At 69.1% G+C, this 17,014-nt stretch carries 15 protein-coding genes and 1 pseudogene; 5 read left to right on the forward strand and 11 right to left on the reverse strand.

Annotation, left to right across the window (positions count from 1 at the left end; genetic code table 11):
- Positions 1–188 precede the first annotated feature (188 nt).
- Genes AC3AQ1_RS13570 through AC3AQ1_RS13580 form a run of 3 tightly spaced genes read right to left on the reverse strand, consistent with a single transcriptional unit; the run spans position 189 to position 2,711 of the window.
- Positions 189–467 carry a hypothetical protein gene (locus AC3AQ1_RS13570; RefSeq protein WP_108719417.1) on the reverse strand — a complete coding sequence of 93 codons (279 nt, stop codon included), beginning with the start codon at positions 465–467 and terminating at the stop codon, positions 189–191.
- Positions 464–2,464, reverse strand: coding sequence for a ferrous iron transport protein B (feoB, locus tag AC3AQ1_RS13575; protein ID WP_108719418.1), 2,001 nt, complete (start codon positions 2,462–2,464; stop codon positions 464–466). The genes AC3AQ1_RS13570 and feoB overlap by 4 nt, the downstream gene beginning before the upstream one ends.
- Positions 2,465–2,486: 22 nt before the next feature.
- Positions 2,487–2,711, reverse strand: a complete 225-nt coding sequence (locus tag AC3AQ1_RS13580; protein ID WP_139986465.1) for a FeoA family protein — start codon at positions 2,709–2,711, stop codon at positions 2,487–2,489.
- Positions 2,712–3,782: 1,071 nt separating this feature from the next.
- Between AC3AQ1_RS13580 and AC3AQ1_RS13585 the strand changes: the two genes are divergently transcribed.
- Positions 3,783–4,343: a hypothetical protein gene (locus AC3AQ1_RS13585; RefSeq protein ID WP_159096555.1), complete on the forward strand. Its 561-nt coding sequence runs from the start codon at positions 3,783–3,785 to the stop codon at positions 4,341–4,343.
- Positions 4,253–5,365 (forward strand): toprim domain-containing protein, encoded by a 1,113-nt coding sequence (locus AC3AQ1_RS13590; protein ID WP_159096556.1) that lies wholly within the window; start codon positions 4,253–4,255, stop codon positions 5,363–5,365. The genes AC3AQ1_RS13585 and AC3AQ1_RS13590 overlap by 91 nt, the downstream gene beginning before the upstream one ends.
- 144 nt (positions 5,366–5,509) lie before the next feature.
- On the opposite strand, the gene AC3AQ1_RS13595 is transcribed toward AC3AQ1_RS13590, so the two are convergent.
- From AC3AQ1_RS13595 to AC3AQ1_RS13615, 5 genes are all read right to left on the reverse strand, one after another.
- Positions 5,510–6,022 (reverse strand): hypothetical protein, encoded by a 513-nt coding sequence (locus AC3AQ1_RS13595; protein ID WP_159096557.1) that lies wholly within the window; start codon positions 6,020–6,022, stop codon positions 5,510–5,512.
- Between the two features lie 543 nt (positions 6,023–6,565).
- The gene (locus tag AC3AQ1_RS13600) at positions 6,566–7,990 is read right to left on the reverse strand and encodes an IS1380 family transposase (protein WP_108719423.1); all 1,425 of its coding nucleotides are present in this window, start codon (positions 7,988–7,990) and stop codon (positions 6,566–6,568) included.
- Between the two features lie 84 nt (positions 7,991–8,074).
- Positions 8,075–9,682 (reverse strand): IS1634 family transposase, encoded by a 1,608-nt coding sequence (locus AC3AQ1_RS13605; RefSeq protein WP_234417972.1) that lies wholly within the window; start codon positions 9,680–9,682, stop codon positions 8,075–8,077.
- Between the two features lie 379 nt (positions 9,683–10,061).
- Positions 10,062–10,658: a hypothetical protein gene (locus AC3AQ1_RS13610; protein WP_139987958.1), complete on the reverse strand. Its 597-nt coding sequence runs from the start codon at positions 10,656–10,658 to the stop codon at positions 10,062–10,064.
- Between the two features lie 13 nt (positions 10,659–10,671).
- Positions 10,672–11,157: a matrixin family metalloprotease gene (locus AC3AQ1_RS13615; protein ID WP_159096558.1), complete on the reverse strand. Its 486-nt coding sequence runs from the start codon at positions 11,155–11,157 to the stop codon at positions 10,672–10,674.
- A 295-nt stretch (positions 11,158–11,452) separates the two neighbouring features.
- Between AC3AQ1_RS13615 and AC3AQ1_RS13620 the strand changes: the two genes are divergently transcribed.
- The 3 genes and pseudogenes from AC3AQ1_RS13620 to AC3AQ1_RS13630 form a co-directional block, all read left to right on the forward strand.
- A complete protein-coding gene (locus tag AC3AQ1_RS13620) occupies positions 11,453–11,590 on the forward strand; it encodes a hypothetical protein (protein WP_159096559.1) in 138 nt (45 codons plus the stop codon).
- An 89-nt stretch (positions 11,591–11,679) separates the two neighbouring features.
- On the forward strand, positions 11,680–13,278 hold the full coding sequence (locus AC3AQ1_RS13625) for an IS1634 family transposase (RefSeq protein WP_234417973.1): 1,599 nt from the start codon (positions 11,680–11,682) through the stop codon (positions 13,276–13,278).
- A gap of 57 nt (positions 13,279–13,335) precedes the next feature.
- Positions 13,336–13,878 (forward strand): annotated as a pseudogene (locus AC3AQ1_RS13630) (transposase); the annotation flags it as partial.
- A gap of 359 nt (positions 13,879–14,237) precedes the next feature.
- On the opposite strand, the gene AC3AQ1_RS13635 reads toward AC3AQ1_RS13630, so the two are convergent.
- Genes AC3AQ1_RS13635 through AC3AQ1_RS13645 form a run of 3 tightly spaced genes read right to left on the reverse strand, consistent with a single transcriptional unit; the run spans position 14,238 to position 17,012 of the window.
- The gene (locus AC3AQ1_RS13635; protein WP_108719427.1) at positions 14,238–15,365 is read right to left on the reverse strand and encodes a hypothetical protein; all 1,128 of its coding nucleotides are present in this window, start codon (positions 15,363–15,365) and stop codon (positions 14,238–14,240) included.
- 1 nt (position 15,366) lies between these two features.
- A complete protein-coding gene (locus AC3AQ1_RS13640) occupies positions 15,367–15,927 on the reverse strand; it encodes an ABC transporter ATP-binding protein (protein WP_139987230.1) in 561 nt (186 codons plus the stop codon).
- 53 nt (positions 15,928–15,980) lie between these two features.
- On the reverse strand, positions 15,981–17,012 hold the full coding sequence (locus AC3AQ1_RS13645) for a peptidoglycan-binding domain-containing protein (protein WP_108719429.1): 1,032 nt from the start codon (positions 17,010–17,012) through the stop codon (positions 15,981–15,983).
- Positions 17,013–17,014 lie beyond the last annotated feature (2 nt).

Genomic DNA, 17,014 nt, shown 5'->3' on the forward strand with positions numbered 1-17,014 from the left:
CGCGAGGTGATCTTCGTCCTTTCTCGAGAGGATCCCCGTCCTTTGATGAGGCGATGTCCGTCGTCTCGCGACGACGGACTTCCTCTCGCGAAGGGACGGACTTCCTCTCGCGAAGGGACGGACTTCCTCTCGCGACGACGGACTTCCTCTCGCGAAGGGACGGACTTCCTCTCGCGAAAGGACGAAGATCACCTCGCGAAGGGGCAGGTGGCGCAGACCGCGCCGGATGCCGCGTCAGCGCCGCCCGCGCCCGCCGCACTCGCACCGCCCTCCGAGCCACCGACGGCAACCACGCCGCACCCCGCGCACAGCCCCACGAGCGTCCCCGCGGGAGTGACGACGCCGAGCCGGACCCAGTGATCGAGCGCCGCCTCCACCAGCCCCACCGGCACGCCGAGCGCGTCGGCCGTCCGCGCCGGCGTGAGCCCGGACCGCGTCGAGTCCAGCACCGCCCCGAGCAGGCTCACGACCCGCCCCCGAGCAGCCCGGCCACCAGCACACCCACGCGGAACACCGCGACGGCGAGCACCCACGCGAGCGCGAGCTGCGCCGCCGTCGCCCCGAGCGTCCACCGCCAGCCGAACAGCCGGCGCTGCTCGCCGAGCGTCGCCAGGCAGGGCGTGTAGGCGAGCACGAAGACCATGAACGCGGCGCCCGCCAACGCCGGGAAACCACCCGACGTGCGCTCCAGCGTCGCCACGATCTGCGCCCCGAGGTCGCCGGGTGCGCTCGGGTCCTCCGGCTCGGCGACCGCGTACGTCTGCGCGAACGAGCCGACCACCACCTCCTTGGCCACGAACCCGGTCGCGAGCGCCGCGGAGAGGTGCCAGTCCGCGAAGCCCGCAGGCTCGAACACGGGCGCGACGGCGTGCGCGGCCGCCCCGTACAGCGAGTCCGCCACCGGCACGTCGGCCACCGCGTGGCCCGGCGTCACCGGCACGGCCATGAGCACCCAGACCACCGACAGCGTCCCGACGATGATGACCCCCGCCTTGCGCACGAACGACGCGCACCGGCTCCACACCGAGCGCGCGAGCATCCCGACCCGCGGCCGTTGGTAGGCCGGCAGCGCGAGCACGAGGCCCTCGCGTCGCACGTCGCGGAACAGCGTGTGCCGCAGCACGAGCCCGCCGAGCACCACGAGCGCGATGCTGAGGACGTACATGAGGAACACCGCGGTGCCGGCCTGGTCGGGGAACACCGCCGAGGCGATGAGCAGGTACACCGTCAGCCGCGCGGGGCACGAGGTGAACGGGATGAGCAGTCCCACCAGCAGCCGCGAGCGCGCGCGGGTCAGCGTCCGCGTCGCGGTGAGCGCGGGGACGTTGCACCCGAACCCGATGACCAGCGGCAGCATCGCCCGCCCGTCCAGGCCGAGCGCGGCCATCGCGCGGTCGGCGACGACGGCGGCCCGCGCGAGGTAGCCGGAGTCCTCCAGCAGCGCGATCGCGCCGAACACGATCGCGAGCAGCGGCACGAACGACAGGACCGTCGCGAACCCGGCGAGCACGCCGTCCACCACGAACGAGACCAGCCACGACGGCGAGCCCACCGCCTCCAGCGCGCTCGCCACCCAGGGGGCGAGGCCGCCGGAGACCAGCGAGTCCGCCGCGTCCATGACGGGCGCGGCGACCGCCGTCGCCAGCTGGAACAGGCCCCACATGACCGCAAGGAACACGGGGATGCCCACCCACGGGTTGAGCAGCACACGGTCGATCCGGTCCGACCGCGTCACCCGGGTCGCCGCCGCCGCGTGGTCGGCGCGCAGCGCGCCGAGCGAGGCGAGCACGTCCTCGACCCAGGCGAAGACGGCCTCCGCCTCGGCGTCGGCCGGGGCGTGGGGGTGCTGCTCGCCGTCGAGAGCGTGCACGACGGCGAGCGCCAGCTCCTCGAGGCCGGCGCCCGTTCGGGGGTCGGTCGCCACGACCGGGACCCGCAGGGTCGCGGCGAGCTGCGCGGCCTCCGGCCGGATACCGCGGGCGTCGGCGACGTCGACCATCGTGAGGGCGACGACGACGCGCGGCCGGGTTGCGTGTGCGGACTCGCCGTGCGCAGTCTCGGCGGCCAGCACCTGCCCGAGGAGGTAGAGCGAGCGCGGGAGCGCACCGGCCTCGAGCACGACGATGACGACGTCGGGGGCGGGCAGGGTGCTGGCGCCGGTGACGACGTCGGCGGCGACCTGCTCGTCGGCGGAGCGAGCAAGGAGGCTGTACGTGCCCGGCAGGTCGACGAGGGTGGCGGTGGTGGCGGCCGTACGCCGGGTCAGGCGCCACGTCCCGGTCTGCAGCTCCACGGTGGTGCCCGGCGCGTTCATGACCCGCTGGCGCGCACCCGTGAGGGCGTTGAACAGCGTGGACTTGCCGACGTTCGGGCTGCCCAGCAGCGCGACGTGCGGCGACCGGGTCAGCGTCGCGGTGGCGGCTGGTGCGGTGGAGGCAGCCGAGGGGTCGCCGTGACAGCTCATCGCGGGACCCCGACGCGCGGGGTCACGGCGTCACCTGGCCGGCGGCGGCGACCTCGATGCCGCGGCACGTGGCGCCGTCGAGGGCGAACCGGTCGGCGCCGAGCGCCACGACCTTCGCCCCGTGCGCGGCGGCCTGGACCACGCGGATGGCGCCGCCCGGGCGGACGCCGAGCTCGGCCAGCCGCGGCGGCCCCTCGACGTTCCGGATCAGCGCGTCCCTGCCCACCGGCCACTCGTCGAGGTTCACGCTCGTCACGCTAGAAGTCAGGACAGCCAAACCTCATGGGCCCTACGTCCCGAGCGGGGGCGCCCGCGAGGCGATTCCGTCCCTGGTACGGGCCGGTCGACACGGGCACCCACGCTCGCGTCAGGCGCTGGCGTGGTGGGGGATCTCGTCGAGGCCGCTCTGGGCGAGCAGGCGGAGGCCGGCTTCGGCGGCGTGTTCGGGGGTCCAGTCCGGGGGGTCCCTCAGCGTGACCCACCGGGAGACCAAGGCGAGGGTGCGGCTGCCCGCCGCGTACGTGGCCGAGTGGGTCGAGCTCGGGTACGCCGCGACGGTCCACCGGGTCCAGGGCATGACCGTGGACGCCGGACACGTCCTGGTCGATGAGTCCATGACGCGCAACCACCTGTACACCGGCGCCACCCGCGGCCGGTACATGAACCGGCTGTACACGGTCACCGAAGCTGTCCTCGACGTCGACCTGCATCACCAGCCCGACCCGGCGCGCGCCGTACGCCAGGCCCTGGAACGGGTCTTGGCGAGGGTCGACGAGGCGCCCGCGGCGCTGCAAGCCATGGTCACCGAGTGGGACCAGGCCCACTCCCTCGCTCAGCTCGTCCCCGCCTACGAGGACGCCTACGAGCGCCTGCTCGAGCCCGCCGTCCACGAACGCCTGGACCACATCGTGCGCCAGGTGCTCCCCGACCCGGCTGCGGCCGCTGTCCTGGCCGACCCGCCTACCCCCAGCTGCGTGCACGCCTGCTCGAGGTCGAGCGCACCGAGCACCGCGATGTCGCCGCCGCGCTGGCTGAGGCGATCGCCTCCGACGAGCGCCCGATCGAGCAGGCCAAGTGGCCAGCCCGCGCTCTCCGCGCCCGTCTGGGTGAACCGGCCGCAGCCGAGTCCCGTCTGCCGGACTGGATCACCCAACCCCCCGAGATCGACCCCGACCCCACCACCGCCCCGCCCACGTCCGCCCACCCCGGCAACCTCGACGCGGTCGAGGAGCGCGGCGAGGCGCCCGCGCGCGTCGACGACCCGCTCGTCTCGATCACCACCGAGGCGAACGGTGGCGACGACGTGGGGGTTCAGGGGGTGCCGGCCGCAGCAGCGGCCGACGCGGTGCGCGAGCGCGCGGTGGCGATCGCGGAGGAGTCCTGGCGGTGGTGGCAACAGCAGGCGGAGGGGTCGTGGGCGGGGGAGTACCTGACCCGTCGTGGCCTGGCGGGAGCGTGCGAGCACGGGTACGCGCCCTCGTCCTGGGACGCGCTGAGCACGCACCTGCGCGAGCTCGGTCACCGCGACGAGGACATGATCGCTGCCGGCGTCGCGGCCAGGACCAGAAACGGGCGCACGATCGACCTGTTCCGCGACCGGCTCGTCATGCCAATCCGCGACCACGGCGGCGCGGTCGTCGGCTTCACCGCCCGCGCCAACCCGAGCGTCGTCGACGAACGGGCACCGAAGTACCTCAACACCCCCGAACGAGACACGTTCCACAAGCGCCAGGTCCTGCACGGCTGGAGCACCGAAGCCGCCGCCCGCCTGGCCGGCGGGCCCGACCGGTGTTCGTCGAAGGCCCCCTCGACGTCGCCGCAGTCGCCTCACTCGAGCGCGAGGACCTCGTCCCCCTCGCACCATGTGGCACGGCCCTGACCGAGGAGCAGCTCGAGCTCGTCCGCACCGCCGGCGGCGACCTGGGCCACGCGGTGTTCCTGTTCGACTCCGACACCAGCGGCCGCGAAGCGACAGTTCGCGCCTGGGAGCGCCTTACTCCCCGCGAGGCTGCGTCGGCGGCCGGCGCCCGCCTGCCCGGGGTCAAGGACCCTGGCGAGCTGGTCGAGGTCGGGCGTGCGGAGGAGCTCAACCGCGCGCTTCGCTACCCTGGGCCCCTCACCTATGACGTGATCGACCACGTCGTAGCCTCCAACACCCATGGCGACGTCACGCCCGCGCTGGCGGTCGCACTGGCCCGGCGCCTGGCTGGCGCGGTCACGCGGCTGCCCGAAGACCCCGACACGCGCGGGTACCTCGCCGCTGTCCTGAGCCGTCACCTCGCCGAGGAGACCGTGCGGGAGATCCTCGCCGAGGCGCGCACCCCCGCCCCGTCGATGGCTGAGGACGCGTCGACCGCTGACGCGCCGACGCGCGAGTTGGCACCGCGCGCGCCGTTCGTCAACGGTGACGTCCAGGTATGGCTCGAGCGGCAGGCCGACCTCATCAGCGACCGACTCGACGCCCTCGTGGCCGACGTGGAAGGACCCACCCCGCCCCTGTGGGCGCGTCGCCTGTACCGGCCACCCCCAGACGCCAAGACCCTCGCCGTGTGGCGGGCCAGCGTGCGAGACGTTGCGGCCTACCGTGACCGCTACGCCATCACCGGCACCGACCCCCTCGGGCCCGACTCCGACCGGGACGCAGGCGTGCAAGAACGCGCCCACCGCGTCGCCGCGGCCGCTCTCTCCCGAATCACACCGCCGCCTACCTCTGGACCCTCCACCGCGGACGACTCCGCACTCGATGCCCTGCACCGTCGACGCGGGCTCGCACGTACCCAAGCCGCCCGAGCACTCGAGGCCGCACGCCGAACCCACGAGCAAACGACACGCACGAGGCCGACCGAACGCCCGATCTACCCGCAGGACCCTCACCCATCGGGACCCGAGATCGGGGTCTAGCGCACGGCTCGTCCGACCCCCATCGTGCTGCGGTACTGCACGCGGCGGGCAAGCCGTCGGATACACCGCAGCTATACCCACAACCTTGGTCACTGACCGCCCGCGGAAGGCCCGAGTGAACGTCTTCGGACGGTCGTGGTAGGTCTAGTCGCGGATAATTACGTGCGCCCGCGCCATATAGGAGTCGAGTTCGCTATTGCTCGCGATGAGGCGGGCGAGTCCCGTCTGCCACGCCGTGGCGGTGTAATCGAACTCGTACGTCTCCGGCTTAGGGTGGCCGAAGCCCTGCCAGTTCGTGCATCGTTTGCTGCCGATCGGCAGGTACGCACGACCCCCGTCGACAGAAACGAGGCTCTCTCGGTCGACAAGAACGCCACACCAAAACACGTCGATGTGAAAGACACGTACGGATGGGTCGGGGTACGCGGCAGAGGGCCAGATCTGTTGCACTTCTTGAACGTGGTCGTAGCCGCGAGCCCTCATGCCCCACTGGACGGTCAGACTCACGTCATCGCGGTAGACGAGCAGCGAGTCGTGCTGCTCGAACGAGTCGGTGTCGATGTTAGGTGCGTCGGTGAAGTAGGCACCGGCAGGGATGCTGTGCCAGTCCTCCGTCTCGCTGTTGATGATCGTGTCGCGTATGTCTGAGAGTCTCATGTTGTCACTCTGCCATGCAGGGGTGACACCGAGCTGCTGCATCGTCTCCCTCGAATCGCGCTCGTCTCGTCGACGTGCAGATGTGAGTGTTGTCGAGTGGTCGACGACGGCGGAGTCCTCCAAAGCGCATGGCCGCACCGAACCTGCCAGCTACGCCGGCATTGGGCGAGGAGACGGGCGTGTGCTCACCAGGCCGGAGGGTTTCGTCGGCGTCGTCTACCCCTGCTGCACGTGCGGCGCGACCTGGTGCAGGCTGCCCGGACTGGGCGCACACCGGGCAAGACGTCAGGAGGAGTGCCGGTTCGGGGTACCAGGGGTGCTCCTGTTGCGTCAGAGATCCGGGAGCCCCATGCTCCTGACTTCACCCAGTGGGCTTAGCCTCGATGTTTCGTCGGGCGGGGTTGGCGAGGTTGTCGGCGTCGTTGCCGGTCTCGCGGAGTGAGTGTGGCATCGGGGTGTGACGTCGTGCCGCGTGTCGTCGCGGTGGGCGCGGGTTCCGGCCGGTGGGGTTCCTGGGGTCGTGGGTGGGTAGAGGCGCGGGGGTCAGGTCGGTGCTGCCGCCAGGGCCCTGAGGCGCTGGTGCGCGGCGATGACGACGTCTGCCCAGGCGTGGGTCTCCTTGATGTGCAGGATGACGCGGCGGGCGTGACGTGCGATCGCGGCCGGGGCGGTGAACAGGCGTAGCCGGAGTCGCTTGGGCTCCCAGACCCGGGCGCTCTTCTCGTCGAGTCCGAGGAGGGCGAGCCAGGCCAGGAGATCAGTGGCGAGAGCGACGATCTGGAGCCAGAGCTCGTTCTGCGCGAGGGTCTTCAAGGGGAGGTTGCGTAGCCCGGTGTCCTTCGCGCAGCGGATCAGGTCCTCGCAGCGCGCCCTGCGGCGGTGGCGTAGCTCGAGGACTTGAAGCTGTCCGCGGCGGGCGTTCGTGGCGAACGCGGTGAGGCGGTAGCCCTCGGCGTCATCGAGCCGGTCCTGGGCCACCCTCGCGCCGGGGTGGGGCCGCTCGCGACGCACGATGACGCGCATCCCGGTCGGCCAGCCCGTCAGGTGCCCCCGCTGGGTGAGCAGGATGGTGATGTCGGCGACGTCGGCGTGCTCGTTGACCTCACCGGTCGCGGTCAATGCCGGGCTCCACCCGCCACCGGTCGTCACGGTGTCGTAGATCTCGCCCATCTCGGCCCAGGGCAGGGTCCACCCGATCGAGAAGGACACCCCCCGACGAGTCAGGAAGTCCACGAATGCCTTGCTCGCGCCGGCGCCGTCGGTTCGGATCATGACCTTCCGCCCGGGCCGGGAGGCGTTGATCCCCGGCACCGCGGCCAACGCAGCCCGGGTCACCTCGATGTGATCGGCGGCGGTGTTCGACCCGGCGTTCCCGGGCCGCAGCAGGGCGGCGAGGAGCTCGCCACTCCCGCCCTGGCCGTGGTCGAGGAAGGCGAGCAGGGGATGGTGGCCGAAGGTGCGTTTGAACGTCGGCGCGGCCGCTTCCTTCTCGCTGTGGGAGATGACGATCGTGGCGTCCAGATCGATGATCAACGGGTTCATCTCGCTGATCCCGTGGAGCGGGGAGGCCTGGCCAGCCAGCTCCCAGACCCGGGCCCGGACCTGCTTGCGTGCCCTGGCGATCTGGCGCACCACACGGCCAGCATCAGCGGCCAGGGCCGTGATCGTGCGTGAGACCGTCGCCTCCGAGGCCACCGGGCCGAACAGCTCCGGCTCGTTGCGCAGGAGAGCAGCATCCGCGAGGCAGTCCCCGCCCAGGGCGAGCGTCAGGGCGAGATCGGTCAGGACCTTGGCCGGGTCATGCCTGGCGGTCGACTTGCGCCACCGCTCCAACCCCACCGACAACATCGTCGACAGGCCGCTGACCGCGAGGACCTCGGTCAGCAGCACCCCGCCCGCCGACCCCACCGCCGAAACGGGCGCTGCATCGACTCGAACACTCGGATACGGGCGGGTAGCGTTCACCACGAAGGTGCTCCTCGTTCTGGTCTGATCTGTCCGTCGCAAGACACATCATCCCAGGTCAGGAGCACTTTCGCCGTCCCAGACGCGCTACCCCGGTGAAATCACGAGGTTAGTGCCGTGGATGGCGGCGAGCAGGTCTGTGGTCTGGGGGGTGAGCTTGGGTGGGATTGTGGTGGTGGCGCCGTTGATCTCGATGATTGAGGTGCGGGTCTCGCGGAGCTGGTTCACGATCGTCTTGAGGGATTGGCCGGTCGCGCGGGTGAGGTAGCGCGTCATGGCGAGGGCGGCGAAAACGATGGTCAGGTGCGCTTCGATCGCCTCGCGTTGGTGGTGGAACACGGGCCGGGCTCGTAGGTCGTTCTTCGTCATCCGGAACGAGGCCTCGACCTGCCACAGGTCGTGATACGCGGTGATCACCGCGGCGCTGGTCATGGTCTCGAGGGGCAGGTTCGTGACGTACCCCTTCAGGCCGGCGAGCTGACGGGCCCGGGCGATCGTGGCCTCGTCCAGGGTCTTGGTCGCACCGGTGACCTTCAGGAACCGGGTCCGCTTCAGAGGGGCGGTGCCTTCGGCGACGCGTTCGGCCTTCGCGATCTGCGCGTTGATCGTGCGGTCATCACGCTTGCTCCGCTTGAACGACCACTGGTAGACGATCCGCCGCGCCCGGGCGTGCCGCCCGGTGCCCATGGTCCGCACCGACTCCAGGATCTGCCCGTCGGTGAAGTAGTCGCCCTTGCGTTCGAAGTGCTCGGCCAGGTCGTAGGGCGCCTTCGTCAGGCGGGAGCCGACGATGAAGGAGAACCCGGCGTCCTCGAGGGCGTTCAGGTTCCCCGCCGACAGCATCCCCGCGTCGGCCACGACGACCATGTCCGTGACGCCGTGGCGGGCCTGGAACGCTTGGAGGACGGGCACGATCGTGGTGGTCTCGGCCTTGTTCCCCTCGAACAGGTGGACCTCGAGGGGGAAGCCGGCCGGGTCGACCAGGAGCCCGACCTGGATCTGCGGGTCGACGCGGTGCTCCTTGCTCATCCCGACCTTGCGCAGCTCGTCCTCGTGCTCGTTCTCGAAGTGCAGGGTCGTCACGTCGTACAAGACCAGGCACGCCCGCCCACTGGTGCGCGCGGAGTACGCCAGACACGCCTTCGCGAGCCGGTCGCGGTAGTCACGCGCCTGACAGCGCTTCAACGATCGGTAGAGCGTGTTCAGCCCGGGCGGCTTCACCCCCAGCGACCTCACGACGCGGATCGTGTCGGCCTTGCTCGTCGGCTCGATCAACCGGGCCAGGACCATCACCCGGAACGCCTCGTCGGCGACCTGGTCGAACCCGAGATGCGTGTAGACCCAGCCCAGGGCGTCCCACAACACCTGCGCGGTGGTGGCGACCGTATGAGCATCACCGGCGTGATGACGGGGCCTGCCCCGCTCACCCGTCGCCGACCGCTCGGACTTGCCAGAGCTCGTCCAGTCAGCGATCCGGTCCACCCGTGCCGCCACGCGCGGCACCTCACCCAGGTCGAACGCCTGCTGCCCGGGGTGGAGGCGTTCGCGGGCCACGGACCACAACAGCTCCAGCTCCGCATCGGTGTGCGCCGAGCCGACGTGCTCGATCTCCACGACCACGTCCCCGCGCGACGTGACCACCTGAACGGCGACCGCACCCGAGGCCGTGCGCACCTCCCGGATCCGCCGCGACACCACCCCACGACGCTACCCGCCGAATACTTAGTGCCGTCCCCGACAACACCCAGCACACGAACCCGCAGGTCACAGCCCTACAACCCGACTCAGCCAACCACACTGGGCGAAGTCGGGTCTACCCCTGCTGCACGTGCGGCGCGACCTGGTGCAGGCTGCCCGGACTGGGCGCACACCGGGCAAGACGTCAGGAGGAGTGCCGGTTCGGGGTACCAGGGGTGCTCCTGTTGCGTCAGAGATCCGGAAGCCCCATGCTCGCTGGTCACGGGAGCGCCCGGCTCTCACGACCCGTCATCCGCACCTGACCAGTCCGGAGTCTTCGCCACGGCTGAGGCCGGGCGATCACGATGATCGCGGAGTTCTCATCCCCCGGCCTGCTCTAGTCGAGGTCCTCTGCCGGGTTCAGCTCCTCCGGGAGGTTGTCACCACTTTCCGAGTTTGCTCGCGTGTAGGCAGAGTCTTCCGCTTGGGGCGCGCTGCGCGCGAGATCGGAGCTTGCTTCGTAGATTCCGGCTTCTACGCCCACAATGTCGAAGGTGCCGGCGCGAGGGTTGTCGGCCTTGTAGCCGTTCTCCTCGTCTGATGCTCTCACCAGAAACAGCAGGTAATGCTGGCCCGGCTCTAGAATGGGGGCGAGTGACGCTGTGTCGGCTGTTCCATACTGGTAGATACGGACTTCTTCCCCAGGCGCGAGAGGGGTGAGCGCCCACTCTATTCCCGATCCCAGGTTCTGTGGCTCATAGACGGAGTCTACGGAGGCGGTCACAATGGTGTCTTTGATTTCGTCACCGACCTCTTCGCGCGCGGTAACGTGAACAGTGGCGACACTCGTTGAGGCAGCGACGAGCTCGTCAATGCTCTGATAGAACTCGGCGCGATCTCCGGTGATGCCGTACTCCACAGTGGGAGATGCGCACGCGGTTAGGAGTAGTGAGACGCTTATTGAACCAACAGCAGCGGTCCCGAAGTTCCTCATGGTTGTCAACCCCTTAGTAGCGAGCATTGATTCCGTTGCGGTCATCTGTCTGGGGGGTGTATATTCCATACGCGTCGTACTGGACGTTCGTACCACTGCCGGTCATGATGGCGATGCTGGTGGTATGACCGAGGCCCAGGCAGTGTCCGAACTCATGGGTCCAAACCGCCCGGATTTTGTTTACGGCCCAACTGGCGACGTTGGAGCGGTTTACCGATGCGTAGCAGCCGGTGAAGTAGCCGTTCGAGGTAGTCCACTGCGCTTTGCCGTTTAGACCATCAGTCGCGCTGTAGTAGGTGACGGCAGTTAGTGATGCGACGGTACTCTTGGTCAGAGTAACGTCAGTGTTCGGGTTCCATGAACTCGCGGCCGGACCGAGCGCTGAGCCAACGTTCCCACTGAAGTCGCCCCCACCTTCGGCCCATGAGATATTGGTGCCCTGCCACCGGGCGCCGTGGTGGGTATAGGCCAGAGCTGAAGGCAGGAGCACTGGAGCCATGACTAGAGCCAGACTCAATGCCACAACAAGGGGCAGTTTGCCCCTTCTGTGACGTGTGGTCGAGGCAGTATTCATAGGGGCTCACACTCCTCCGAGTGGCTGCGGCGACGGCTGTGTCTAATTGCGCAAGATAGCGACCTGCGGTGGTGTGGTCAAGACGCAGCGGGTCTCCGTCCGCGGGCTCTTCGCCGTTGGGTGGGGATCATGGTGTGACCCGACTTCCACAGGTGTGGGTGGTGTTGGGGGTGTTCGTGCTGGTCAGGGCTCGATCGGGTGGACCCTGCCCTGGGCCGAGATGGGCGAGATCTACGACACCGTGACGACCGGTGGCGGGTGGAGCCCGGCATTGACCGCGACCGGTGAGGTCAACGAGCACGCCGACGTCGCCGACATCACCATCCTGCTCCCGACTTCGCCCAGTGTGGTTGGCTGAGTCGGGTTGTAGGGCTGTGACCTGCGGGTTCGTGTGCTGGGTGTTGTCGGGGACGGCACTAAGTATTCGGCGGGTAGCGTCGTGGGGTGGTGTCGCGGCGGATCCGGGAGGTGCGCACGGCCTCGGGTGCGGTCGCCGTTCAGGTGGTCACGTCGCGCGGGGACGTGGTCGTGGAGATCGAGCACGTCGGCTCGGCGCACACCGATGCGGAGCTGGAGCTGTTGTGGTCCGTGGCCCGCGAACGCCTCCACCCCGGGCAGCAGGCGTTCGACCTGGGTGAGGTGCCGCGCGTGGCGGCACGGGTGGACCGGATCGCTGACTGGACGAGCTCTGGCAAGTCCGAGCGGTCGGCGACGGGTGAGCGGGGCAGGCCCCGTCATCACGCCGGTGATGCTCATACGGTCGCCACCACCGCGCAGGTGTTGTGGGACGCCCTGGGCTGGGTCTACACGCATCTCGGGTTCGACCAGGTCGCCGACGAGGCGTTCCGGGTGATGGTCCTGGCCCGGTTGATCGAGCCGACGAGCAAGGCCGACACGATCCGCGTCGTGAGGTCGCTGGGGGTGAAGCCGCCCGGGCTGAACACGCTCTACCGATCGTTGAAGCGCTGTCAGGCGCGTGACTACCGCGACCGGCTCGCGAAGGCGTGTCTGGCGTACTCCGCGCGCACCAGTGGGCGGGCGTGCCTGGTCTTGTACGACGTGACGACCCTGCACTTCGAGAACGAGCACGAGGACGAGCTGCGCAAGGTCGGGATGAGCAAGGAGCACCGCGTCGACCCGCAGATCCAGGTCGGGCTCCTGGTCGACCCGGCCGGCTTCCCCCTCGAGGTCCACCTGTTCGAGGGGAACAAGGCCGAGACCACCACGATCGTGCCCGTCCTCCAAGCGTTCCAGGCCCGCCACGGCGTCACGGACATGGTCGTCGTGGCCGACGCGGGGATGCTGTCGGCGGGGAACCTGAACGCCCTCGAGGACGCCGGGTTCTCCTTCATCGTCGGCTCCCGCCTGACGAAGGCGCCCTACGACCTGGCCGAGCACTTCGAACGCAAGGGCGACTACTTCACCGACGGGCAGATCCTGGAGTCGGTGCGGACCATGGGCACCGGGCGGCACGCCCGGGCGCGGCGGATCGTCTACCAGTGGTCGTTCAAGCGGAGCAAGCGTGATGACCGCACGATCAACGCGCAGATCGCGAAGGCCGAACGCGTCGCCGAAGGCACCGCCCCTCTGAAGCGGACCCGGTTCCTGAAGGTCACCGGTGCGACCAAGACCCTGGACGAGGCCACGATCGCCCGGGCCCGTCAGCTCGCCGGCCTGAAGGGGTACGTCACGAACCTGCCCCTCGAGACCATGACCAGCGCCGCGGTGATCACCGCGTATCACGACCTGTGGCAGGTCGAGGCCTCGTTCCGGATGACGAAGAACGACCTACGAGCCCGGCCCGTGTTCCACCACCAACGCGAGGCGATCGAAGCGCACCTGACCATCGTTTTCGCCGCCCTCGCCATGACGCGCTACCTCACCCGCGCGACCGGCCAATCCCTCAAGACGATCGTGAACCAGCTCCGCGAGACCCGCACCTCAATCATCGAGATCAACGGCGCCACCACCACAATCCCACCCAAGCTCACCCCCCAGACCACAGACCTGCTCGCCGCCATCCACGGCACTAAGCCCACTGGGTGAAGTCAGGCCTGGGCCGAGATGGGCGAGATCTACGACACCGTGACGACCGGTGGCGGGTGGAGCCCGGCATTGACCGCGACCGGTGAGGTCAACGAGCACGCCGACGTCGCCGACATCACCATCCTGCTCACCCAGCGGGGGCACCTGACGGGCTGGCCGACCGGGATGCGCGTCATCGTGCGTCGCGAGCGGCCCCACCCCGGCGCGAGGGTGGCCCAGGACCGGCTCGATGACGCCGAGGGCTACCGCCTCACCGCGTTCGCCACGAACGCCCGCCGCGGACAGCTTCAAGTCCTCGAGCTACGCCACCGCCGCAGGGCGCGCTGCGAGGACCGGATCCGCTGCGCGAAGGACACCGGGCTACGCAACCTCCCCTTGAAGACCCTCGCGCAGAACGAGCTCTGGCTCCAGATCGTCGCTCTCGCCACTGATCTCCTGGCCTGGCTCGCCCTCCTCGGACTCGACGAGAAGAGCGCCCGGGTCTGGGAGCCCAAGCGACTCCGGCTACGCCTGTTCACCGCCCCGGCCGCGATCGCACGTCACGCCCGCCGCGTCATCCTGCACATCAAGGAGACCCACGCCTGGGCAGACGTCGTCATCGCCGCGCACCAGCGCCTCAGGGCCCTGGCGGCAGCACCGACCTGACCCCCGCGCCTCTACCCACCCACGACCCCAGGAACCCCACCGGCCGGAACCCGCGCCCACCGCGACGACACGCGGCACGACGTCACACCCCGATGCCACACTCACGCCGCGAGACCGGCAACGACGCCGACAACCTCGCCAACCCCGCCCGACGAAACATCGAGGCTAGGACTGTGGAACTCGGGTCGGAGACCGCAACCACACACTCTTGGTCCTAACCACCATCCTTGAAAAACTAAGAGGTTCACCTCCGCCGAGGTGCTCGCGGCGGAGGAGCGTCAGCAGAGCCGTCTGTCGGTGAGACGTCCTCGCGCCTATCGGTCCTTGAGAGAGGCCAGGGGAGATCTCAGAGGGAGGAAGACGCTGGCGCAAACCCCGATTATGGCGACGCCGGAAGTGATTGCGAGGTGTCGCAACAGATCGGCGACCAGAGCGGACGGGGCTTGCAGGGCCAGTGGAGTGATCAGGCCGACCACTACGACTGCCGCTAGTGCGGACGTCCCGATCAGAACGACGCCCTCTGAACCCCGTATCACCGCGCGAGCAGCGAAGTCGGCGCCAAGGGTGGCGTACAGACCGTCGCGGCCGCGCCTGATCCAGACGATCAGCAACCATAGTAGTGAGATGGCGCCTCCGCCGAACCAGGACGCCAGTCTAAGTCCACGCCGCTCGTACTCAGCCGAGAAGTCGCGGCCGTAGGTCCCGCTCACCAGTCGATCCGCGAGCACAGCGTCGTGCGTTCCGTCGCCGAGCAGAGTGGGAATCACTTGCCGGATCGAGGTCTCGTATCCCGGTGCGTAGCTGATCATGCAGGTTGAAGCGTTCCCGGTCGCGCTTGTTGGCAGAAGAAGTGCGTACTCGAACTGCTCGCCGAGCACGCTGGTGTCGACGACAGCGCCCACGCTTGAGGCCTCGCGAGCGGGGGATCCGCTTCCGGCTGGTCCGCCTGCACTCGTCGGGGTGAGGACGAGCGGACTCCCAGCCTGCAGGCGAAGGTCTTGAGCGATGTCTACTGGAACGATGACACCGTCAACCGGTGCTACCCCGAGCAGGCCCCAGATCCCTTCCCCGGCCGCGACGAGGGGAGTGTTCGCGTCGGGTGCGCTCACGGTTCCGGTGCGCTCGGGCATCCGGGTGAGCGAGGCCGAGGCGCGTACTCCCTCGATGTGAGTCAGTGACTCGCAGTCCACGCGGGGTATGCCGCCTCCCTCGTCGTTGGTCACGACGAGGGTGCGTCCTCCTGCGCTCACCCAGGCGCGCTCGTCGGCGAGAAGGCGATCGATCCACACGCCGTCGATCACGGTGGGAATGGATAGCACCCCGATCACGAACGTGGTGGCGATCGCCGTGAGCCAGCGGCCGCTTCGCCAGTTGCGAAACCCCTCACCGGCAGCGACCGTCAGCCTCCAGCCAGCGCGGCGGTGGGCCGATGTCACGGGCACCTCACGAGAGCCTGCGGCCGGAGAGCCGTACGACTCGGGAGCACCTGGCCGCCACGCTGTTGTCGTGCGTCACGATCACCGTGATCTTGTCCTCCGCGGAGCGCAGGAGCGTGTCCACCACGTGCCTGGACGTGTGCTCGTCGAGTTGCCCCGTCGGTTCGTCCGCGAGTAGCACGGGGCGCTCACTGATGACGGCGCGTGCGATCGCTGCACGCTGCGCTTCGCCGCCCGAGAGCGTTCGGACCGGCCACGAGCTCATCTCGCCGAGACCGACGCGGTCGATCGCTCGAACGGCGTGGTCGTTCGCAGTCGTCCTGTCGAGGCCGTCGGAGAATGCCCCCAGAGCGACATTGTCGAGCACCGACCTGTCGGACAGGACGTTAACCGTCTGGAGTACCCAGGAGACGTGCGCAGCCGTCCGGTTGACGGTGCCGTGCGGGGTCTCGAGGTGGATGCGGCCGGCGAGCGGCTGCAAGAGCCCACCCAGGAGGGCAAGGAAAGTGGTCTTCCCCGAGCCCGACGGACCCACCACAGCCACCGACTCCCCGGCACTGACGTCCATGTGCACTCCGTCTAGCACGTCAGGTCGGCCCGGGTACGCGAAGCGGACGGCGTCTACGACGAGTCGCACGTCGGGCGATCCATCATCTGCAGCGGGTTCGACAGCACAGTTGTGACCGAAACACCCGGATCAAGGTCAGCGTGCATGGTGGTCCCGCCGAGGATCGTGACGGGGATTGGCGGTCCATCGACGGCGTCGTAGACGCACGTCTTGCCGGTCGTCGGGTCCACCACAACCGACGAAGCCGAAACTCGTACCGCAGGTCGGGTGGTCGTGCTCTCGGCCGTTCCTGCTCCTTCTCCACTTGTGCCGAGCTCTTCGGCGATCCGCGCGACCGCTTCCGCGTCGCGGATCGCGCCGGACCCTGGCGCGTAGCTCGTCTCGAAGTCTCCTACTCGTACGCGGTACCCGTCTCCGCCCGGCAAGCCACCGGGCGGCTCGGACACGAGGATCGACGCCAAGTGTGCAGGCCCGCGAACGAGCGTTTCGCCGGCTCCAACGGCTGCACCGACCGTCGGAACCACTTCGGAGACGGTGAGTGGAGCGTTGCCGATCCACGCCACGCTGGACAGTTCGAAGGTGTCGCCAGAGACGCCCGTCGCGTAGGCGCGGTTGAACGCGGTAACTGCAGCGGCCGTCGCCGAGCCGAACGTTCCGTCGACCGTTCCAGCGTCGAATCCCAGCGCCTCGAGGTAGGCCTGCACTCGGGCAACGTCCGGCCCTTCATCGCCGGGGGAGAGATCGCGCCACAGCGGTCCGTCACCGAGATAGGCCACGACAGGCTCATCGTTGACGTGTGCGACCACATCGCCCGCATCCAGGACGCTGCCGGGCTGAACGTCGAGGCGGGTCACGGTTCCCGTCGCCGACACGCGCGCCTCGTCACCGGGGCTTCGCTCCACTGCGAGGCCCACAGCGAACTGGGGCGCCAGGTCAACCTCCTCGACGGGCACGATCAGTGCGGCTTCGGGGAGATCAGACGTGAGCGGGGAGCTCGTCCGAAGCTCCGCCCACCACAACCCGACGGCACATCCCAGGGCGAGCACCAGGATGCCAACCGCGACCCCCGCGAAGCGCCCGTTCATGC

The organism is Miniimonas sp. S16 (genome assembly GCF_057748195.1).